This is a genomic window from Candidatus Poribacteria bacterium, assembly GCA_009839745.1.
In the GTDB taxonomy this organism is placed as follows: domain Bacteria; phylum Poribacteria; class WGA-4E; order WGA-4E; family WGA-3G; genus WGA-3G.
In genome coordinates, this window is record VXPE01000044.1 from 1 (window position 1) to 21,436 (window position 21,436).

17 protein-coding genes are annotated in these 21,436 nt (G+C 49.2%); 12 read left to right on the top strand and 5 right to left on the bottom strand.

From position 1 onward, the window contains the following. The first annotated feature begins 192 nt into the window (after positions 1-192). The 11 genes from F4X88_07380 (at position 193) to F4X88_07430 (ending at position 12,943) form a co-directional block, all read left to right on the top strand. Positions 193-1,002, top strand: a complete 810-nt coding sequence (locus tag F4X88_07380; protein MYA56098.1) for a Uma2 family endonuclease — start codon at positions 193-195, stop codon at positions 1,000-1,002. 134 nt (positions 1,003-1,136) lie between these two features. Next, positions 1,137-2,135 (top strand): sugar phosphate isomerase/epimerase, encoded by a 999-nt coding sequence (locus F4X88_07385; GenBank protein ID MYA56099.1) that lies wholly within the window; start codon positions 1,137-1,139, stop codon positions 2,133-2,135. A 277-nt stretch (positions 2,136-2,412) separates the two neighbouring features. Further along, on the top strand, positions 2,413-3,516 hold the full coding sequence (locus F4X88_07390) for a hypothetical protein (GenBank protein ID MYA56100.1): 1,104 nt from the start codon (positions 2,413-2,415) through the stop codon (positions 3,514-3,516). Positions 3,517-3,609: 93 nt separating this feature from the next. Further along, complete coding sequence (locus F4X88_07395; protein ID MYA56101.1) at positions 3,610-5,004, top strand: DUF1349 domain-containing protein; 1,395 nt, start codon at positions 3,610-3,612, stop codon at positions 5,002-5,004. Between the two features lie 41 nt (positions 5,005-5,045). Continuing rightward, entirely contained in the window at positions 5,046-5,945 is a 900-nt protein-coding gene (locus F4X88_07400) for a LamG domain-containing protein (protein MYA56102.1), read from the top strand. A 103-nt stretch (positions 5,946-6,048) separates the two neighbouring features. Beyond that, positions 6,049-7,056 (top strand): Gfo/Idh/MocA family oxidoreductase, encoded by a 1,008-nt coding sequence (locus F4X88_07405; protein ID MYA56103.1) that lies wholly within the window; start codon positions 6,049-6,051, stop codon positions 7,054-7,056. A 231-nt stretch (positions 7,057-7,287) separates the two neighbouring features. Then, positions 7,288-8,226, top strand: a complete 939-nt coding sequence (locus F4X88_07410; GenBank protein MYA56104.1) for a TIM barrel protein — start codon at positions 7,288-7,290, stop codon at positions 8,224-8,226. 13 nt (positions 8,227-8,239) lie between these two features. After that, positions 8,240-9,253 (top strand): peptidoglycan bridge formation glycyltransferase FemA/FemB family protein, encoded by a 1,014-nt coding sequence (locus tag F4X88_07415; protein ID MYA56105.1) that lies wholly within the window; start codon positions 8,240-8,242, stop codon positions 9,251-9,253. A gap of 66 nt (positions 9,254-9,319) precedes the next feature. Further along, positions 9,320-10,672: a sulfatase gene (locus F4X88_07420; GenBank protein ID MYA56106.1), complete on the top strand. Its 1,353-nt coding sequence runs from the start codon at positions 9,320-9,322 to the stop codon at positions 10,670-10,672. A 47-nt stretch (positions 10,673-10,719) separates the two neighbouring features. Next, entirely contained in the window at positions 10,720-11,520 is an 801-nt protein-coding gene (locus tag F4X88_07425; protein ID MYA56107.1) for a hypothetical protein, read from the top strand. Between the two features lie 37 nt (positions 11,521-11,557). Further along, a complete protein-coding gene (locus F4X88_07430) occupies positions 11,558-12,943 on the top strand; it encodes a phosphodiesterase (GenBank protein ID MYA56108.1) in 1,386 nt (461 codons plus the stop codon). Between the two features lie 8 nt (positions 12,944-12,951). Here F4X88_07430 and F4X88_07435 read toward each other — a convergent pair whose 3' ends face one another. Beyond that, positions 12,952-13,857, bottom strand: a complete 906-nt coding sequence (locus F4X88_07435) for a P1 family peptidase (protein MYA56109.1) — start codon at positions 13,855-13,857, stop codon at positions 12,952-12,954. Between the two features lie 184 nt (positions 13,858-14,041). On the opposite strand from F4X88_07435, the gene F4X88_07440 reads away from it, so the two are divergent. Then, on the top strand, positions 14,042-15,232 hold the full coding sequence (locus F4X88_07440; GenBank protein ID MYA56110.1) for a DegT/DnrJ/EryC1/StrS family aminotransferase: 1,191 nt from the start codon (positions 14,042-14,044) through the stop codon (positions 15,230-15,232). Positions 15,233-15,325: 93 nt separating this feature from the next. Here F4X88_07440 and F4X88_07445 read toward each other — a convergent pair whose 3' ends face one another. The 4 genes from F4X88_07445 to F4X88_07460 all read right to left on the bottom strand — a co-directional run bounded on the left by F4X88_07445 (position 15,326) and on the right by F4X88_07460 (position 21,297). Further along, positions 15,326-16,156, bottom strand: a complete 831-nt coding sequence (locus F4X88_07445) for a LamG domain-containing protein (protein MYA56111.1) — start codon at positions 16,154-16,156, stop codon at positions 15,326-15,328. A 170-nt stretch (positions 16,157-16,326) separates the two neighbouring features. Then, entirely contained in the window at positions 16,327-18,690 is a 2,364-nt protein-coding gene (locus F4X88_07450) for a DUF255 domain-containing protein (protein MYA56112.1), read from the bottom strand. Beyond that, complete coding sequence (locus F4X88_07455; GenBank protein ID MYA56113.1) at positions 18,687-19,361, bottom strand: hypothetical protein; 675 nt, start codon at positions 19,359-19,361, stop codon at positions 18,687-18,689. The genes F4X88_07450 and F4X88_07455 overlap by 4 nt, the downstream gene beginning before the upstream one ends. A 55-nt stretch (positions 19,362-19,416) precedes the next feature. After that, entirely contained in the window at positions 19,417-21,297 is a 1,881-nt protein-coding gene (locus tag F4X88_07460; GenBank protein ID MYA56114.1) for a hypothetical protein, read from the bottom strand. Positions 21,298-21,436 lie beyond the last annotated feature (139 nt).

Below are 21,436 nucleotides of genomic sequence, written 5' to 3' on the forward strand. Positions count from 1 at the left end.
GAGGCACTGCTACGTTATGTCGGATTATTACCGAATTAAATTCTGAAACTTCATTTAGTTTGTGTCCGTGCCTGTGTTCGTTTTTGAGTGGATCGCAATATAGTAGAGCAAACTACGATCAAAACTGCGTAAGTCCTGATAGAACAAAATGATCGTGTATTCAGGCATCTCACAGAAAACGGAGGGACCCCAATGCATACCCATAAAGAAGGGACGCATATCCCTTACGCCCCTACAGAGGACGATGAGCTTTATCCTGACTCGGATGGAAAACCTATGGCGGTTAGCGACCTTCACAGACGTATTCTTATGCGGACATTACAAGTCCTTGACGCACATTTTGAAGAAAGACCGGAAGTTTATGTTTCTGGCGATATACTCATGTATTACGTGGAAGGAGACCCGCGTAAATCGGTTTCACCGGATGTGCTGGTCGCTTTTGGCTTAGGTAAGAAGCCCCGGCGGAGTTATCTCGTCTGGAAAGAGGGGAAAGTCCCTGATTTCGCGATGGAGTTTTCCAGCAAAGGCACGTATCGCAACGACTTGGGGCGCAAGATGGAACTCTATGCTTCACTGGGGATCCAAGACTATTTCTTATATGATGCCGAGGGGCTATATTTATCATCCCCTATAATGGGTTTTACATTGGTTGATGGTTTGTATGCTCCGATTTCGGCAGGTTCAGATGGAGGTTTGCACTCCACTGCCCTCGGTTTAGATTTCTATGTCGGTGATGTAGGTTTAGGTATTTACGATCCGGTTGGGAATAATTGGCTTCAAACACCCGCGGAGTCAGCGTTAGCATACGCGGAGTTAGCATTAGCACGCGCCGAAACGGCTGAAACACGCGCCGAAACGGCTGAAACACGCGCCGAAACGGCTGAAACACGCGCCGAACAGCAAACGATACGTGCTGAACAAGAAACCACCGCACGTCAGAAGGCAAAGGCGGAACTCGCGGAACTCCGAGAGGAACTCGAACGTTTGAAAGCGCAAACCTAATTTCAATTTTTTTTGCCATGTCTGGCAGTTCAACAATAAAAACTCTGCTGTCTCACTATCCTTCTGGATTACCAGCACAGTACCGGGCAAGGCATTCCCCTAAGACGGGGTCATCATGAAGGAGCAACACTATTATGGCAAGACCTGTAACACTCTTTACAGGCCAATGGGCAGACTTAACATTAGAGGTATTAGCAGAAAAAGCGAGTGGATGGGGCTATGATGGCTTAGAACTCGCCTGCTGGGGCGACCATTTTGAAGTTGATAAGGCACTCGCGGATGATAGCTACTGCCAAGGCAGACACGATCTCCTCGCGAAATACGGACTCAAAGTTTGGTCCATCAGCAATCACCTCGTCGGACAGGCAGTCTGTGATAATATTGATAGCCGACATCAAGGCATCGTGTCAGAAGGTATTTGGGGCGACGGAGATCCCGCAGGTGTTCAAGAACGCGCCGCCGAAGAGATGAAAAACACAGCACGTGCTGCAGCGAAACTCGGCGTTAGTGTCGTCAATGGATTCACCGGTAGCTCGATATGGCATCTATTGTACTCTTTCCCGCCGAACGACCCAGCACAAATTGATGCGGGTTTTGAAGATTTCGCCAACCGCTGGAACCCAATCTTTGATGTCTTCGATGAAGTCGGTGTCAAATTTGGACTCGAAGTTCATCCCACCGAAATTGCTTTCGACATCATCACAGCAGAGCGCGCAATGGAAGCAGTTAACGGCAGAGAAGCGTTCGGATTCAACTACGATCCAAGCCATCTCGGCTATCAAGGCGTTGACTATGTGGCATTCCTTGAACGATTGAGCCACCGGATTTATCACGTCCACATGAAAGATGTCTGGTGGTCAGATACACCGCGTTTATCGGGTGTATTCGGTGGACATCTGAACTTCGGAGATGCCCGAAGAAATTGGGACTTCCGTTCCATCGGTCGCGGCAACGTTAACTTTGAAGAGATTATCCGTGCCCTCAATGTCATGGAATACGACGGTCCACTCTCTATTGAATGGGAAGACAGTGGCATGGACAGAGAACACGGTGCCCGTGAATCGTGTGCTGCCGTTAAGGGTTATGATTTTGAACCTTCTGCTGTTGCCTTCGATGCGGCATTCGAGGAATAAATTGGTAGTCAGTTATCAGTTTTAACCATCAACTCGTGCTCTAACATTTATCACAGAGGCGAGCTGATGGTTAAGGTTAAGAGGCACATTTACGAATCAAGTGTCTCCTCAACCGATAACTATGGTAGCCCCAAAGATATATAGACATTTTGTTAAAGGTTTTAATGCCGTAAATTAGCACCAAAAACTTAGCCTGAAACGAAGTGGAAGGCGGATCTACGATAAGGAACGTGATACCCGCAAGCACACTAACCAAACCGCAAGGAAAATTAAAAAGATGGCGAAAGGGACAATTCACCCATCTGAATCCCGATCCTTTGTCGATCAACGCACCGGAACACAGATTCGGCAGGTGACGACTGCGTCTGCGATGCACCATCATCCATTCTTCATCATCCCTGCGTATGACGATGCGATGCAGCGGCTGATATTTGTCTCATACCGAACAGGGACCCCGCAGATATTCGCAGAAGACCGGAGCACGGGTGAACTTCGCCAATTAACAGATAGACCTAACCTCTCGGAGTGGTCGGTGCATCCCTCGCGCGATGGAAAAGCGGTCTACTTCACAGCAGGGACAAGCGGCTGGAAAGTAGATTTAGAGACGCTTGAGGAGCATGAACTCGTCAATTTCGCCGCAACGACGATGCAGGACGAAGGTATGGTCGCCGCCGCGATGGGCACAACCGCCCTGAGTCACGATAATCGATGGTGGGCTGTTAGATTCAAGATTGGGAAAGAAGCCGCACTCGCCATTATAGACACAGACACCGGCGAACACGATATAATCCTACGGCGGGACAGCGTCGGACATCTTCAGTTCTGTCCCGATGACGCCAACCTGCTCTACTATGCGGGTCCCCTAACCGATCGCGTGTGGGTAATTCAGCGCGACGGAAGCGGCAATCGTCGTCTCTATGACCAGAACATCGAAAAGAACGAATGGATCACACATGAGACGTGGATTCCAGGGAGGCGTGAACTCGCTTTCGTCGATTGGCCCCACGGCGTGAGATGTGTCAATGCTGACACTGGAATAGGTCGACAGGTGACAACGTTCAACGCATGGCATGCTATTAGTAATCCTACTGGAACACTGATGGTAGCAGATACCAATTTCCCAGATATCGGTATCCAAATTTTTGATCCACGCGATGGTATTGGCGAACCGCAGACACTCTGCTACCCTAACGCCTCATCTATTGGTGAACATTGGAGCCGACTGTTTCCGTATGCCAAGGGTCCGATTTATGTTTACGCACCACAGCATACACATCCACACCCGTCTTTCAGCCCAGACGGCAAGCACGTTGTATTCACATCTGATCGGAGTGGATATGCTCAAATTTACGAGGCAACTCTCAAAATAGTTAACAGTTAACAATCGTCAGCCCCAAAAGACAACTTTTAAACGAAACCCCTTAACTGAAAACTGAAAACCGATAACCGATACCCCTAAAAAAAGGAGAAACAAATGCCAGTCGTCATACCGCGCCTCGTTGTTGAAGTGTTCCAACATACAAATTTTCGGGGCAGAATGGGATATGTCGTAGAGCCTGTTCCTTTTACACGAGACATCGGATTTCAAGACAATATTTCTTCTGTTCGGGTCTATAAGGGTCCGAATTTCTCATCGAATCCGAACTACAAAGTTATCCTTTACCAGCATCGCAACTTCCGCGGTAAAAAATTGGCACTCGGACCTGGGTTTTATCCGAATCTGCACGATACTGCTTACAACTTCGCAGACAGAATCTCATCAATCAACTTCGGTTCTACGCTGGAAGTGGTTGGCCCGGAGTGGGGGACTATCCCGCTGATCGTGGACTGCTACGAGCACGTCGAATTCCGGGGTAGAAAAATAACCATCCTGCGCGATATAGCCAACCTACGAGATGCCCAAGGCAGGACTTGGTTTGAAGACAGAATTTCATCAATTCGTATCTTCAAAGGACCCGACTTCCCCTCACACGGGGCGGAGGTCGTCTTTTACGAACACCCTGACTTTGAGGGCATGGCCTTACCCATCCGTATGGAACCCTCGGAATACAAAAAGGAGCTACCGAACCTCCATTTATTACCCCAAAACTTCGGGGATTCTATCTCGGCTGTGAAGATTGAAGGATGGGCATCTTCTGGTGAATTCACAGAGATGGTATTTGAAGATGAATTCATCGGAAACCGTATGCGTCCAGAATGGCGATGGGAGGATCCGAAAGGCGGTGGTTCCTGGGCAGAACGCCAAGGCTACTTAGAAATGCGGACTGAACCCGGACAAGACCTTTGGCACGGTCCAGATGGCAGAAGCGGCGATATGAGTGCCCCGCGTCTTCTCATGGAAGTTCCTGGAGACTTCGCCATTGAAACCCGCATGCGAATCTCGTCTCAACTCAAGGAACACGGTGGTTTATTAGTTTGGAAAAATCCGAACCGATTCCTTCGACTTGAGAAAACCTCGGGACCCCATGCCTTTAGAGGGGATGTCCGATTTGAACGTCACGTTGGACGCTCATTTCATTTACGCGGACGCAGCAGTGGACTCAGAAAGGCACGTGAACTCTTTTTACGTATGGAACGCAGAGGAAACCAGTTCTCAGCTTTCGCCAGTGGCGATGGCATCCAATGGAAAAGCTGCGGACAAACGAATGTTGGTATGGGAAATTCGGTGCATGTTGGACTACATTCACTATGTCCGGGGAACATTCCACCAACCTTGACCCGTTTCGATTTCTTCCGAGTGTTCAAGCGCAAAAGTGAGGTTGCTGAATATCGTCCCATTGTCGCTGAACAACACGGTCAGATGTCTGACGAAGAGCGTGAACGTCAAATCGCCGATCGGCGCGAACGTGCCATGCGCGATATGTTTTAGAATAGTTGATAGTCAATAACCGATAAAAGGAGGAATGAATCATGTGTGTAAAGAACAATGTCCATTTTCAGAGCAGACATTTTGTGGAAAATTCGCGATCCCTTACATTTTTTGCGAATGCCAAACGCGCATTCGTCCTGCTCCTCCTCGCGTGCCTCCTATGGAACGCCCAGCCTGCCGATGCCATTACTGGTGCGGTTGAAGATGGTTTGATCGCCTATTGGTCCTTTGACAAAGACACGGTAAAGATAAAAACTGAGGCGGTCGATATCTTGTCAGGACTCGCTGCTGCCGTCCACGGGGATCCTGAACTCGCACCTGCCGGCGACTGTAAAGTGGGCGAGTGCGTCCTTTTTGATGGCAGTGTTGACCGCTTCCTCGTCGAAGACTCAACCCCACCGAAAATCGATCGTGACTGGGAGGAAATTACGCTGGAATGCTGGGTCTATATCAACGCCTTGGACGACAGTTGGAACCGGATTATCTCACTTGACGATATGCCATCGAACACCGCAGTCGCGAGTCTCTATTACGACGATGACGACAACCAACACGGGTTTTTCGTCAGAGCGGGCGGCAAATCAACGGTGGCAGCACAGGACAATGTCTTGGAGGACATTCCACTTGAGGAGTGGTTGCACCTCGTAGGCACCTATGATGGCGCAACGGTTCACTATTATGTGAATGGAAAACAGGAAAAAAAGTATGCCATGAAGGGGGGAAAACTACCAAAAGGGGGACTCCTTCTCGGCATAGGGGACCGGTCAGATGGCTGTGATTGCGATACAATCCAAGGATATATTGACGAATTTCGTATCTATGATCGTGTTCTGAGCGCAGCGGAAGTTCAGAACAACATGAAAGCCACAGGGCTTGATGTCAGTCCTTCTTCAAGTAAACTGAGCGTTACATGGGGACATATCAAAGCAAGACGGAGATAGATAACCAAAACGTGTAAGCCCAAGCATCGCGTCGGGCTGGATATACGGACAGGAACGTTCTGTGAGAAACCTCCCTGAACGAACCGCAAGGAAAGTTTAAAAAATGGAAACGATTGGAATTGGTGTTATCGGATGCGGCGGCATGGGCAGAAGCCTTGCCACCAGTGCAGACGCTGTTGAGGGAATAGAGGTCATCTCCGTCAGCGATGTGCAAGCGGCACTGGCTGAAAAACTCGCGACAGACCTTAGTGTGTCCTATACGTTAGACTACCATGAATTACTCGCCGATAATCGGATTCGTGCGGTTCTAATTGCGTCGCCCCCATTTATGCACTCACCAATGGCAGTCGATGCGGCGAACGCAGGCAAACACGTCTTTTCCGAAAAACCGATGGCACCTACGTTAGAGGCGTGCGACGCCATGATTGCCGCCGCAGCGGACAACGGGGTCAAACTTACGATCGGTTTGGTGTGTCGTTACCACGGCACACATTCCGTTGTTCGCGAAATCGTGCAGAGTGGAGAACTGGGTGCCCCCGCCTGTATGATGGTGCATCGCATCGGCGGACCGTGGAGCAGCGGATATAGTCACACCCCGTGGCGACTGGAACGTGCGAAGTCTGGTGGGACCCTCATGGAAATCAACGCCCATGAAATAGACTTTATGCGGTGGACGTGTGGTGATGTCACTGCTGTCTATGCCGCCGGCGGACAATACGGACCCGATAAGAGCGACTATCCTGATGTCGTGCTGGCTTCCTTGCAATTTGCAAACGGAGCCGTTGGATTGCTCCACTCCAGTCATGTCTCCGCTGTCGGTGGGTATGGCGGACGCGTCGATTGTGAAGGCGGTTCCATCTATTTTCCACAGACCTGGGGGGGCGATGCGACTATCCAGATTAAACCTTTTGAGGGTGAAGGACGAGAGATTAAAGTGGCGGATATTAACGTGCCGCCGCCCGTTCAAGAAGAGATTCGCGTTTTCGTAGACGCAATCCGTAACGATACACAACCCCCTATCACAGGGTTAGACGGTCGTGCTGCCGCTGAAATCGCGTTAGCCGCATACCAATCTGTTGAGAGCGGACAATCTGTTCCGTTGCCCCTTTAATGGCAAGATGAGGAAAAGTGATCAGTTTTCAGTTAAGAGAGTTGGGAAGTGTTCTAAAGTTGTTGATTACTTCCTAACTTTACAGACTTTAGCACACTATCAAACTTTCTGCCGGACCCGTAGCCCGTAAGCGTAGCGGAGGGGTTTTGGCTTGGGTGTTTCCTTTAGATATACGGAAAGGCACGTGAAATCATTAACCTACCTGACCGAACCGCAAGGAATAATTAAAAAATGAGAATTTCAGTCTGGGATGTTGGACTTTCAGATAGCTACCTCAAACAGGTTACACAACTCGGTGCAGATTGCATCGACTTTGGAGGCGGTAACGCCTTCCCCGGAGTTGAAGAGCAGGGTTACCCCGACTTGGACGAAGTCCTGAAAATCAAGAAACGGATCCGTTCGTGGGGACTCGACATCAACCGCGTGACACTCCCGAACATCACAGAAAAGTTTATGCAGGGTCAACCCGATGGCGAAAAGGAATTAGAGAACACGTGTAACGCCCTCCGGGTTTTCGCGGAAGCCGGAGTCCCTATTGCACGCCAGCGGTTTTGGGGGGATACGTTTGACTACCTCATGACACGTTATTCATCCGTCCATCGAGGTGGTTATACCTCCCGCGGCGAAAGCCGTGCCGCAACCCAAGATCCACCCGCTATCCCAACGATGGAGGCACTCGACGAATGGTGGAAACGCTTCACCGAAGTCTACGGTGCGCTCGTCCCTATCGCCGACGAATACGACATAAAACTCGCGATTCATCCGTCAGACGTGCCGAATCCGGACACACCGCTCGGCAGTCTCGGTTTCCACCGTGTCACGGACACCTTCCCCAGCAGAAACGTTGGCTATCTTTATTGTTGTGGCACGCGTGCGGAAGCCGGCGGGAGTGCGATTGTCCTTGACGAAATCAACAACTACGGACGTAAAGGACGTATCTTCATGGTTCACCTACGGAACGTCCGCGGTAGCCTCGCAACAGCCGGTGCGTTTGAGGAAGTCCTGCTCGATGACGGGGATATGAACGCCTTCAAAATCGTCCGAGAACTCCAAAAGGTCGGATTTGACGGATGCATCAACGCCGATCACATCCCGAAATTGGAGGGTGATGTTGGGTTAGCTTATTCTGTCGGCTACATCAAGGCACTTTTCGCAGCATTGGCGGCATAACACTAAAGTGCTTATGTATAGTTTAGATCCTTTGACCCCTCAAAATCAGGAGAAGTGGGATACTATTCTTCGGCAATGTCCAGAGATGACCGCCTTCCAAAGCCTCGCGTGGCGGGATGCATTAGCGACCACATTCAGCCAATTCACCCCAACTTACCTACTCATCAATCAAGATGACGCAGTGATAGGTGGGCTGCCTGCCTTCGTTTTTCAACCGATACCCGGTATCCGTCTATGGCACTCAATGCCGTGGAATCTGTTTGGGGGTATCCACCTTATTGAATCAACGCAAATTAACCCTGAAACCCTGATAAAGTCCATTGAAGCCACAGCAGCGACAGAGGGGTGGTGTGAAATCCGTTGGACATTGACCCCTAAGTGCACCAAGAGGGACGGTGATCTTTTCACTGAAATGGGCTACGAACGGACAAACCATTTCACACATCTTTTGCAAACAGACGGAGATGTTGAATCCCTCTGGCATGCTTACAATAAACGGGTCCGGGGCGCGGTCCGAAAGGCAGAGAAATCGGGCGTGACAGTCACGGATACAGACAGTGAAGGGGCTTTATCCACGTTTTACGACATGTATCTTATGACAGTGAAACGGTTAGGGGGCACCCCGAAGCCGCGTGCGTTTATGCAAGCCCTCCTGGATCGGAAAATCGCCAAGCTTGCCATTGCCACATATCACGGCACAATTATCGCAGGACTGCTCTATCTACACTTCAATAAGACTGTAACGTTGTGGTGTGAAGCATCCGTGCCAGCGTTCTTGAAATACCGCCCTAACAACGCGATTTTCCACCACATTATCACACGGGCGTGTTGTGAGCAATACGAATGGGTGGATTTCGGGGCATCGCCGCCAGAGAACACAGGGTTAATTGCGCATAAGGAACAGTATCGCGCCGTCCGAACAGACTTCGCCAGTTACACGAAGGTCGTTTCGCCACTGAAAAAGGCGTTGTGGACAAAGAGTGAAGGCGCACTTCGCCAAATTTACACATGGATGCAGCAGATTTAGATCGGATTCACCAGAAACCATCGTGAAACGAAGTGGAACGATGCCCAGGAGCAATAAATTAAAAAAATGGAACGTAAACCCAATTTAATCTTTGTTTTCGGCGACCAGCATCGCCAATGTGATGTTGGATGCGCAGGCAACCCGCAAGTCCAAACGCCTGCGATGGATCAACTCGCACAGGAAGGTATGTTTTTTCCGAATACCTTCACCAATGTCCCGATATGTGTGCCGGCGCGTGGATGCCTGATGACAGGTAAATACCCTTTGAACCACAAAGCCGTTTCTAACGATCTGCCGCTTCCTTTGACGGAGACCGGCATTGCGGAAGTCTTCAAAGCAGCGGATTATGCCACGGGTTACATCGGTAAATGGCACCTCGGCGGCATGCCGAGAGACAAGTTCATCACACCTGAGATGCGGTTTGGCTTCGATCATTGGATCGGATGGAATTGTCACCACGACTATTTCAATGCCCCGTATCACGACTCCGAGGGCAATCGGTTCCAGATTGATGGTTACGAACCGGAGTTCCAAACCGATAAAGCGATTGATTACTGCCGAGAACATGCCGATGAACCCTTCTGCCTCTATATGAGTTGGGGACCGCCACATAACCCATACCCACACGTGCCCGAACGCTACAAGGAGATGTATCCACCAGACCAGATTCAGTTGCGTCCGAACGCCGTGGATACACCGGAGACCCGGGAGGATCTTTCCGGCTACTACGCGCATATCACTGCGCTGGATGAAAATCTCGGACGTTTGATGGCTGCGCTCGACGACATCGGTATCGCTGACGATACGATCCTTGTCTACACCTCTGACCACGGGGATATGCTCGGTAGCCACGGACACGTCAGAAAAGAACGTCCATGGGAAGAATCCGCCCGTATTCCTTTCATGATCCGCTGGCCCCGCAGAATCCCAGCAGGTGTTACTCGCGACACCTTGCTCAGTCTCGTTGACTTTATGCCGTCAATGCTGTCGCTGTGCGATTTGCAGATTCCAGAAGGCGTAGAGGGGATCGACCTCTCAGAAGCGATGCTTGGTAATACGATTGACGAACCACAATCTGTCCTACTTGAAGTCCCGTTGCACGGCAGTGAAGGTTTCAACTTCGGTATCCGCGAGTGGCGTGGTGTCCGCACGCATCGCTACACTTATGCCCGTCATTACGACGGAACGGGGTGGCTGCTTTACGATAACGACAACGATCCGTATCAGATGAACAACCTCATTGACGACGAAGATTCGCAAGACCTCCGCACAGAACTCGAAGCGGACCTTCAACGGTGGCTCACCCGCGTAAACGATCCATGTTTGTCCGGACTGGATCACATCCGGCAACTGGGGTTGTCGGAGTTATGGAATATCAGCGAACAGCGGTTCGGTGGAAGAAATCCACGCTGGGCATAATTTTCCAATTACGCTTTACCATAAAGACAACATAGGAGATATCACCTATGACTGATGAAGAAAAATTTCGATTTGACTTAACTGGATTCCTCGTTCGTCCTGCGATCCTCGAACAGGACGAAGTAGAGGCAATCGTTGATCAGATTGACCAGATACATCACAACAAAGAATCTTTACCGCCGGAACACCGTGCCGTCCCGGGTGGTCCCACGAGCGTCCTAATTGATCATCCCAAAGTTCTGGAGGTCCTACATGAAATCATCGGACCCGAGATCCGGTTAGAGCACAGTTACTCTGTCTGGCGCGAAAAAGGGCAGAGACACGGTGAACTCCATGGCGGTGGACCCAGACAGGCAGATCCAATTTTCGGGTATCGTGTTAACAACGGACAGATTCACGCCGGAATGGTGCGTGTCGTCTTTGAACTCACAGATATTTCCAAAAAGGATGGTGGGACGCACTTTATCGTTGGGAGCCACAAATCCAACTTCCCGATGCATCCTGACCACATGTCGTTAGAGGAAGGGAAGCGGAGCCCGTTTCTGATGACCTACGAATGTCCCGCTGGCAGTGCAATCTTCTTCACGGAAAACCTGTGTCACGCCGGTCCCGTGTGGCAACGAGAGACACCGCGTGTCGCAGTGCTAAACGCCTACGCGCATCTCGCAACACATTGGCACCGTCTACCGATTCCGCCTGAAGTTCTGTCCGCTTTATCGCGTGAAAAGCAGGCATATTTCCGTGAACCGTGGGTTGCGGACTTTCGGACACGCCCGGCAACGAGAAATACGATTGACCGGTTCCTTAACAACGACGAACCACCTGTGAATACCGATCGCAAGCCATAAACCATCGCGAAATGCAGTAGAACGGTGACTAAGTTTAATGGTTAAAAAAATGAAGAAACGGGTACTCATTATCGGTTGGGATTGTGCCGCTCCTGAACTGGTCTTTGATGCTTTTAAAGCTGATATGCCCAACACACGTCGTTTGATGGCAGAAGGTATCTACGGCGAATTGGAAAGCACGATTCCCCCAATCACCGTGCCAGCATGGATGTGCATGATGACCAGCCGGGATCCGGGTGAACTCGGCATCTATGGGTTTCGCAACCGCAAGGACTATTCCTACGACGCACTCAGTATCGCCAACGCACACGCCATCAAGGTGCCAACGCTCTGGGATCTGTTAGGGCAAGCAGGAAAGAAATCTGTGGTTTTGGGAGTGCCACTCACCTATCCGGCGAAACCCTTTCCAGGATGGATGGTCACGAGCTTCCTCACCCCCAATCTCAACTCGCAATGGACCTTTCCCCGGCGACTGTCGCGGGAAATTGCACAAGTCGCAAGCGATTACATGATTGATATACCGAATTTTCGGACCGATCGGCGCGCCGAACTGGCGCAACAACTCCTCAAAATGACCGCCGAACGTTTCAAGCTCGCACGCTATCTGCTTGAAACAAAGGATTGGGACCTCTTTACAATGGTTGAAATGGGGTCGGATCGACTCCAGCACGCTTTCTGGCGGTTTTGGGATAAAACGCATCCAAAGTATGAACCGAACTCACCTTTCTCGGAAACGATGCGGAACTACTATCGCGCCCTCGATGCCGAACTCGGAGAAACGTTAGCGTGCGTAGATGAAGACACCACGGTCATGATTGTCTCTGATCATGGTGCCAAACGGATGGACGGGGGTATCTGCATCAATGAATGGCTCCGAAAGCACGGTTATTTGACGCTTAAAACCGAACCGCAAGGAATTACACGATGGACAGCGGATTTAGTGGATTGGGAAAAAACAAAGGTATGGGGTGAAGGCGGGTACTATGGGCGGATTTTCATAAACGTTGAAGGTAGAGAACCGCATGGAACTGTTAGTGCGGGAGACTATGAAAACGTCCGCGATGAATTGAAGGCGCACCTCGAAGCAATTGTAGACGAGGTGGGAGTTAACATCGGCACACGCGTTTTCAAACCTGAAGAGGTTTACCGAGAATGCCGAAACATCGCGCCGGATCTGATCGTCTACTTCGGTAATCTTTTCTGGCGTTCAGTCGGCAGCGTGGGATACAACAGCATCTATACCTACGAGAACGACACGGGTCCTGACGATTGCAACCACGCCGAGATGGGAATGTTCATCATAAAAAATGGGGAACAAGCACAAGGGCTGGTTGCTCCCAAAAGTCTGTACGATATTGCCCCGACAGTTCTGAATGAGTTCGGCATCGACATCCCAGCAGCAATGCAAGGGTATCCGATGTAGGGGCGAGGTTATCTCGTCCTCACAGCGTTAACAATCGCCTCTGCGACAACTTCCGCTGCGAGAATACCAACAGTATTTACACTGCTTCCGGTATGTGAACCTGTGGCAAGCGCAAAAAGCGTATCTCCATCGAACATCGTATGCGCGGGACGAATCGCACGTGCCATCCCATCGTGAGCCATCTCTGCGACCCGGTGGACCTCTGCGGGGGAAAGTGTCGCATTTGTAGCCACAACCCCGATCGTCGTGTTCGTTCCCTGCACTAAATTCGCATCCAAGAGTCGTTCCGTGAGGTCTACGAAATTGTCGTTCTCTTTTCCACCCACGAGAATCTCACCTGTCCTCGGATGCACAACGTTACCAAGCGCATTTACAACCACAATTGCCGCAACGATCAAGCCAGAGTCGAGACGCATACACGCTGAACCCACCCCTCCTGGAGCAGACGTAACGCCGGGTACTTTGCCGACTGTAGCACCTGTGCCTGCTCCGACAGTCCCCATCACTACGGGTTCATCCGTAGCGTTGAGGCACGCCTGATACCCCATCTCTTTGTCAGGACGGACCTTCGCCGCGCCAACCCCCAGATCAAAGATAACAGCCGCGGGAACGATTGGCACACGCACAGAACCTGCCGGAAAACCGACATCTTTTTCCTCAAGATATTGGACGACACCACCCGCGGCATCCAAGCCGAAGGCACTTCCACCTGTTAGCAAGACGGCGTGTGCTTTTTGGACCAAACGTCCCGGACGGAGTGCCTCTGTCTCTCGCGTGCCGGGGGCAGCACCACGCACATCAACACCTGCCATTGCTCCCGCTGGACAGAGAACAACCGTGCACCCTGTTCGAGCCGTTAAATTGGTGGCATGCCCTACGGTGATTCCGTCTATTGCTGTGAGGGTCGGATTTATCGATTCCATAGTCTACACACTGTTTCGGGTTTCCAAAGATTACTATAGCGGATTCTGGTGAAATCTGCAAGCAGAATGCTACAGCACTGCAATACGAACGCAATCAGACAGGTTGATTAAAAAAGGGTGCCCTGCTAAAATCAAACCAACCGAACACGAAGCAGATAACAAGGGAGACAGAGATATGGCAAAATTGGCACTTAATGGCGGCGATCCTATTGTTAAAGGCAGTTTAGGGAAAAGTTGGCCCATCTACGATGAAACCGAAGAAAACGCACTTTTAGAGACCCTGCGGAGCGGTGCGTGGAACCGAGGCGAGAAAGTCGATGAAGTCGGTGAAAAATTTGCGGCGTTTCAAGATGCCAAATACGGCATCCCACTCGCAAATGGCACAGTAGCACTGCAATGTGCCCTAAAAGCGGCTGGTATTACCGCGGGTAATGAAGTCATCGTTCCCGCCCTGACATTCGTGGCAACTGGGACATCGGTTGTCTGCGTCAATGCGGTGCCGGTCATCGTTGACATCGATCCACTCACCTACAACATCGCACCCGATGCAATTGAGAAAGCCATTACACCCCGAACGCGGGCGATCATCCCAGTGCATAACGGCGGCTACCCCGCAGACATGGACGCGATTATGGAGATCGCTGACAGACACAATCTCAAAGTGATTGAGGATTGCGCGCATGCACACGGTTCACAGTGGCGCGAAAAAGGATTAGGTTCAATCGGACATCTCGGGGCATTCAGCTTCCAGATGGGAAAGACACTCACCTGTGGCGAAGGCGGAATGGTGCTGACAAACGATGAAACACTCGCAGAAAAGGCAGGTCAATTCGCACAACTGAATATGCGGATGACCAACTTCCAAGCCACGCTCTTGCTGAATCAACTCGAACGGTTTGAAGAACAGATAGAGACGCGCGAGCGCAATATTGCATACCTCTCCAAGGGCATGGAGGCGATAGACGGACTCCATCCGATCCCGCGCGATGGGCGCGTCACACGATGGTGTTTCTATTATTGGGATTTTCGGTTTGTATCTGAGGAGTTCGGTGGTGTTTCACGCGACCGGTTCTTAGAGGCACTCCGCGCAGAAGGTGTTTCGTGTGGTGTCGGTGCCCATGGTGAACCTATTTACAACGAAGGTCCTTTCGGCAATCCTGAGCTCTTTGATCAACTCGGCTTACCTCGCAAATACCTTGGGGATCAAGCGATTGACTACAGCACACTCAATTGTCCAAACGCCGAAAGGGTGTATAGAGAAGAGGTCTGTAGTTTCACACATTCTCTGTTTCTGGGAGACACAGATGATATGCAACAGATTTTAGACGCGTTCCAGAAGATTCGGGCGCATACCGATGCGCTATAGAGGTAGCAGAGAACGGCAATGAATAAGAATTATCATCGTATCTCAACAGACTGGGATAGTAATCAACATCAAAGCCTGTTCTCTATGCCGCTACTATTCATAGCCGCGTTTTACTTTAGCCCAAACCGTTGGAAGTTTGTCTGCCGGATCGACAGCAAACGCGCCAGAAATGTTTTGGTTAATCTCCGCTTCGGTCAGTGCTTTATCATAAGCGCGGACAATTGCGAACGATCCGTTGAAAGTTCGACGGCGTTCATCAAAGGAATTTGCACCGATTGAAATGTCGTTTATCGGTAATTTCTTATCGAATTCAAAACCGGCTTGTTTGCTGACCTCTTTACCGTCTTGATACGCCACAATCGACTTGCCACTCGTGCCGACGACCGCTATCCAGGTCCAGACGCCTTCCTCAAGTTTGATGTTAAGCGGTTGAACCGCTTGCTTACTCCCTTTAGCATGGATAGAAGTATCCAAATTCTGACCCCCGGTTATCCAAAGCCGAATCCCCTGCTGACCTTCCCGTGGACTGTTCTGGAAACCGGCGAAATGGTGTTCTTCAACAAAAAAATCACCATTGCGTCTACAAAGGAATTCCAAGGTCCAGTCCTCGAAAAACAGTGGTGTGTTTTTTGCGGGTGGACCGCCAAAGGTTGAAAGGGACTCCGTGGTTGTGTAATACTTCGAATTCGGTTCATTGACACCGAGTGCAGGAATTTTAATTTCGCCTTCTTCGAGTTTCATTGGTTTATCTGTGGCAAGCAATTCACCGCCTTCAGTGCCGAGATTTTCCCATGCATCCGGGTGGGCAGGGTTGTCAGCGGCATTGAGATAGAGCACAGGATCCTCAACAACACTGGCAAAGACGAGAGGGCTCGCCATTAACAAAAAAAGCAGGGCGGTGCAAATTGAAATAAAGGTTCTCATGTAAAGTTTCTCCTAAAGTAAAAACTGTGTCCTAACAGCAATAGTTAGGGTTCGTAAGGTTAATAATTAATCCTATTATACCATACGAAAACCTGATTATCAAGAAAACCGTGAAAGCATGCTCTGTAAGCACATTTATTGTGTACGGAGTGCACAGTTCACAGGTAAAACTACGGTAAGTCTAACAGAATAGCCACTGTCTGCGGCAACAAACACTCCGTCTCGTTACAGAGTTGGTAGGTGAGTTGTAGCGTCATTGGAACGTTTTTGTCGTGCTTCGTATTCGGTTTCCGCTTTAACCGCAACGGAATCGTGAGACTTTCTTCATACACATTCAAGGACTCACTACTAAATTCAAAGCGTGTCGATCTCCCTTTCGGATACGCTATATCGACAATTTCTAACGGAGTATCTGGGTCCACTGTAATTGTGGTCGGGATCAAATTGTCTTGACCCGCGGGGTTCGCGTTAATATGCCACCCTGAAGCAATGTTGAGTCGGAGCGTCACATTAAATACGCTGTTACTCTGGGATTTAATTTCAGCAGTTGCACTTACGCGTGGGGACGTTTCAGAACCGAGTGCCGTTACGAGTGGAGGCGTTGCAGCATCGCGTTCTTCTCCTGCGATCAAATAGCGGTTTAAGGAAAAATGCATATACATGAAAGACGAAGGACTCTGTGCCATAGATTTCGCGAAGATCCGCAACGTTTCTTCAGCGTAACGCCGATAATCCGCCCCAAATGCTAATAGATTTGAGACGGCGACAGCATTACCCGACGGAATTGCCGAGTCATAAGGTTTCTTCGTTCGCACAATAAGGTGTTTCGCATCTGCCTTCGTGTAATAGAACCCTCCGTTTTTGTCGTCCCAAAAAAGTTGAATCATCGCATCGGTGAGTCTTTTCGCTGAATTCAACCACTCTTCATCACCCGTAGCCTGATACAATCCAAGCAAACCCCGGACAAAAAAGGTATAGTCATCAAGATATACATCCTGTTTCACCACACCCGCAGTATAAGTATGGCACAATTCATCGTTCGGTTTTTTGAGGGTGTCAAGAATGAACTTAGCAGCTTTTGATGCCGCCACAAGATACCGTTCTTCACCAAGCACTTGATAACCGTAAGCAAGGGCATCTATCATCAGACCGTTCCAATTGACAATAATCTTTGTGTCCAACAAGGGATATTCTCGTTTCGCACGTGCCGTTAAGAGTTTCTCCCTTGCCGATTCCACTTCCTTGAGAGCATTCTCCGCTGCTGCGCCTTCAGGCACATAAAGAACATTTTGCCCTTCAAAATTAGGTCCCTTATCAACACCGTAAACAGCAGCGAAACGTGCCATTGTCTTCTTATCGAGGATCTTCTGAATCTCATCGGCAGTCCAGACGTAATATTTTCCTTCTTCGGCATCCGTCTCAGCGTCCAATGCTGAATAGAATCCGCCCTCTGGTGCTGTCATCTCTCGGAAAACGAAACGGAAGATCTCTTCAGCAATGCGCCGATAGCGAGGTTCCTGTGTTAGTTGATGTGCCTGGAGGTACACTTTCGCCAATTGTGCGTTGTCGTAAAGCATCTTCTCAAAATGGGGAACGAGCCATTTTTCGTCAACAGAGTATCGGTGAAATCCGCCGCCTATCTGGTCATACATCCCCCCGTAAGCCATCATATCCAGCGTATGTGTCACCATCTTCAAAAGAGATTCGTTTTCTGTGGGAGGGGTTTGTAACCCCGATTTCCGCTCGTATTCACTTAGCAAAAATTCGAGATTCGCGGGGCTTGGGAATTTCGGCGCGCCTCCAAATCCACCGTAGGCATGACTATAGGCGGTCCGGAGATGGTCCAACGCAGCAGCAGTAAGCGATCTATCCAGCGGTGTAGCAGTGAGGGTCGTAAACCCTCTACTGGTCGCCAATGCAATAGTATCTGAAATCTGGTTTGCAGCTTCAATGACTTCCCCTTCTCGTGTTATCCATGCTTCATGCACTGCATCAAGGATCGTTGGAAACCCTGGTCTGCCGGGCACATCTGTCGGTGGAAAATAGGTGCCAGCATAAAACGGTTTTAAATCAGGCGTGAGAAAGACGGAGTTGGGCCATCCACCCCGCTGAATCAGGAGTTGCGTTGCCGTCATATAGATTTCATCGAGATCCGGACGCTCTTCCCTATCAATTTTGATATTGATGAAGTCTTTATTCATCCTGGCAGCGATTTCTGGGTTTGAGAAGACCTCCCGCTCCATGACGTGGCACCAATAGCACGTGGAATATCCGACAGAGAGAAAAATTAACTTATTTTCTTGCTTCGCCCGTTCCACTGCTTCATCGCCCCATGGATACCACTCCACGGGGTTATGCGCATGGAGCAACAGGTAAGGACTGGTCTCATGGATGAGTCGATTCGTCCACTTCCATGAGCCGTCTGGATTCTTGAGTGCCGTTTCATCAGCACTTGTCGTCCACGCTATATTGAGAAGGATAAAGCATCCTAAAAACTCGATCACCTTGATTCGCTTGACAGTTTTCCAGTTCATCCTGATGCCTTTTGAGAAATTGTGGAATTAGATTTGATGAACTGATATAACTCGCGGTTCAACTCATAAATTTCCTTTTTCCCGACTGTTGAACTACCTATGAAAGTATCAGCACGAACAGAAGCAAATTGTTCCTTGATTAGCGATTCCAAACTTGCGGCATCATCTGTTTCAATCTCACCGAGAATTTCAAGGGAATCCTCCATTGTGAGCGAACGGATCTGTTGACGAACTGAGTTAAAACGCGTTTCCATAGCGGTGGAAGTGATCCCGACTTTACAATATTTTTTCTGGTCCCTTTTACCACGGAATGTTATAAAATACACTCGATGTGGAGGATGTTCGGGAATCAAGAACCCAAATCTTTCTAGAATCTCACGAATTTTATCTCGCACTTTCTTATCCGTTATTCTACCAATCCCAAAACGGCTCACTAAATAAGGCAGGTACTTGATGCGAATCAGCCATTTAGACCGTGTTACCTGGAAACCGTATTCAGGACAATCTTTAATGAAACGTTTAAGGGTATGGTCCTTTCTGCCTGACTCATCTATCCACTGAGACAGTTCACGTAAAGTTACATATAAATCCTTCTTATGCTCCTCAATACAAAGACCTGCTTCCTCCACCAACTTCAAGGCTTCACAATAAATCAACTGTTGTAATTCCATATTCCTCTATCCTTTCGTAGACGATCCTTTGTAGTCTCTGTTTGTTAACTTTTTTCTACAAAACAACCCTTGATTTCTTACCGCCATGTATGCTCGGTTCTGCACACAACCGTTGTCGGAGCCTGTGTATACCGGCATGGACCTCGGGATGTGTTCCCTCCGTGAAACCAAGTATTTCAGATAACATCCTACGATCTAACTCATGACGCACCTCATCCTCATCCATCTGGTTAAACGGAAGCATCTTTTTATATTTTAGTTCTTCAAAGATTCGCTGAGCGTTCTGCAAAGCAGTATCGTCCAGTTCGCGGATATCCAACGTTGGCATTGCCCGTAAAGCATTTAGACGAATCTGACCTCGCCCGGAGTGCCGCTTATTAGAATGCATCCAGTAGCACAAAAATCCTAATGTTGAATTGCCCCACAAAGTCCAAACATAGTCATACAGAGGATTATCAAATTTGACAGTCGGGAGCAAATTGACCCCAATAGTTGGGACATCTGTGAAGAGGACTGCTAAGGAATTCGTATTAAAGCGTAACGCTACATTATGGTGAACACGCCCAATATTTTCTAAAACCCTTTGTGCTCTGTCCCAAGAATCAGAACGGATAATTCCCTGACAATCTGGCGAAACAAGCAAAGCACGCTGATTTTCAGAATTGACATGCCACAAACCCGGATATAAATTTTCATTCGAGGATCCGGTTACTATATCAAAGGGGCCCGTTGATTCCCTACGATGGTCATAAGACTGAATTGTCGCAATTGCATCTACAGAAGTCATAGAAATTTCAATCCCCTCTTGCTGCTGAGGAAACCAGATATGCCCGTTCGCGAGTTGGTACGCACACTGAGCTATACTAAATTCCCGAATGCGTGAGACAGTCCAGACATCCTTTAGGGGAGAATTTAAAGCACTGCCTATTAATTCATCTCCAACCTTGATAGGATTTCCACCGATAGGGGGTTCTTCAAATCGTCTGACATCTTCAAGGTGCTGGATACCTTTCGCTATCTCTACCGCCTCTAAATGGCTATCTGGTCTGCGGTGGAGACAGATAAACGTTCCACGTCCGGTATTCCCAGTTCTCCCTTTAATAGCAATAACAAGGCACTCTGCCATATTCGTATCTGCCGAGAATGAACAATTTTCAGTTTTCGCATCTGCAACTGTTATAACCACCACATCATGATAGGTTTGTGTCCATAAGGCACGTACTTTCTGCCAGTTCGGAGACGTTAAGACGGTGATAGGGAGTACGAATCCCATCACACCTTGTCCGTTAGGTTTTAGCATTCTATCTGCTAAATCGACAAAATAGGAACCGAATCCCGCGCTACTATTTCCTATCGAGTCCTCTATGCCTCGTAAGGTTTGTTGCATCCGTCGTGCAATAGCTGGATCACGATCACCAAATATTGTGGTTGGTACATCGGGATCAACGGCGTTATTGTCTGCACCGACACGCGTAAACGGCGGATTGTCAACGACAATATTCATTTCACCATGCCGAAAGCCGTGTTGTGAATCACTATCTTGAGAGGCATCACCTCGAATCCGCTGCGTATTTATCAACCCTAATGAAAATGTCGCTTCTGGATTCTCAATCAGATCTAACGCTCCTAAGGCATATCGGCCATCCGCGCGCTGGGTCCCATATCCCATCACATCAATCCGGGTTTTTCCAATCTTTATATCCGGGAAGTTACTGGCAATCAAAGAAGCAGTAAGGTGACTGGCATTGGGTAGAATATCACATCCTACGAGATTGTTTTCTACCATCTGTCTATGGATGTCTCGTCCACTTCCACCGTTCTGCTCGTAAAGCCCCAATAGCTGCTGATACACACCGTTCAGCAATGCTCCGGTACCACACGCAAAATCGGCTATCTTGAGATTAGCTAAGAACGCCTTTAGACGATCGAAATTCACCGCGTCTGCCTCATTTTCGGTGAGCGATTTTACGGCCGTATTCAAGACAAGGGCAGAGAGCAAGGTTGCAGACTCCGGACGTGTGTAACGTGAGTTTGATAATTAATTTCTGAATTTTTTGAAGAAAGAGAACCCTTTT

What these genes read in the sequence shown, in the direction of transcription:
- F4X88_07380 (MYA56098.1), top strand. Translation starts at nt 193, where the DNA reads ATGCATACCCATAAAGAAGGGACGCATATCCCTTACGCCCCTACAGAG.
- F4X88_07385 (MYA56099.1), top strand. Translation starts at nt 1,137, where the DNA reads ATGGCAAGACCTGTAACACTCTTTACAGGCCAATGGGCAGACTTAACA.
- F4X88_07390 (MYA56100.1), top strand. Translation starts at nt 2,413, where the DNA reads ATGGCGAAAGGGACAATTCACCCATCTGAATCCCGATCCTTTGTCGAT.
- F4X88_07395 (MYA56101.1), top strand. Translation starts at nt 3,610, where the DNA reads ATGCCAGTCGTCATACCGCGCCTCGTTGTTGAAGTGTTCCAACATACA.
- F4X88_07400 (MYA56102.1), top strand. Translation starts at nt 5,046, where the DNA reads ATGTGTGTAAAGAACAATGTCCATTTTCAGAGCAGACATTTTGTGGAA.
- F4X88_07405 (MYA56103.1), top strand. Translation starts at nt 6,049, where the DNA reads ATGGAAACGATTGGAATTGGTGTTATCGGATGCGGCGGCATGGGCAGA.
- F4X88_07410 (MYA56104.1), top strand. Translation starts at nt 7,288, where the DNA reads ATGAGAATTTCAGTCTGGGATGTTGGACTTTCAGATAGCTACCTCAAA.
- F4X88_07415 (MYA56105.1), top strand. Translation starts at nt 8,240, where the DNA reads ATGTATAGTTTAGATCCTTTGACCCCTCAAAATCAGGAGAAGTGGGAT.
- F4X88_07420 (MYA56106.1), top strand. Translation starts at nt 9,320, where the DNA reads ATGGAACGTAAACCCAATTTAATCTTTGTTTTCGGCGACCAGCATCGC.
- F4X88_07425 (MYA56107.1), top strand. Translation starts at nt 10,720, where the DNA reads ATGACTGATGAAGAAAAATTTCGATTTGACTTAACTGGATTCCTCGTT.
- F4X88_07430 (MYA56108.1), top strand. Translation starts at nt 11,558, where the DNA reads ATGGTTAAAAAAATGAAGAAACGGGTACTCATTATCGGTTGGGATTGT.
- F4X88_07440 (MYA56110.1), top strand. Translation starts at nt 14,042, where the DNA reads ATGGCAAAATTGGCACTTAATGGCGGCGATCCTATTGTTAAAGGCAGT.
- F4X88_07445 (MYA56111.1), bottom strand. Translation starts at nt 16,156, where the DNA reads ATGAGAACCTTTATTTCAATTTGCACCGCCCTGCTTTTTTTGTTAATG.
- F4X88_07450 (MYA56112.1), bottom strand. Translation starts at nt 18,690, where the DNA reads ATGAACTGGAAAACTGTCAAGCGAATCAAGGTGATCGAGTTTTTAGGA.
- F4X88_07455 (MYA56113.1), bottom strand. Translation starts at nt 19,361, where the DNA reads ATGGAATTACAACAGTTGATTTATTGTGAAGCCTTGAAGTTGGTGGAG.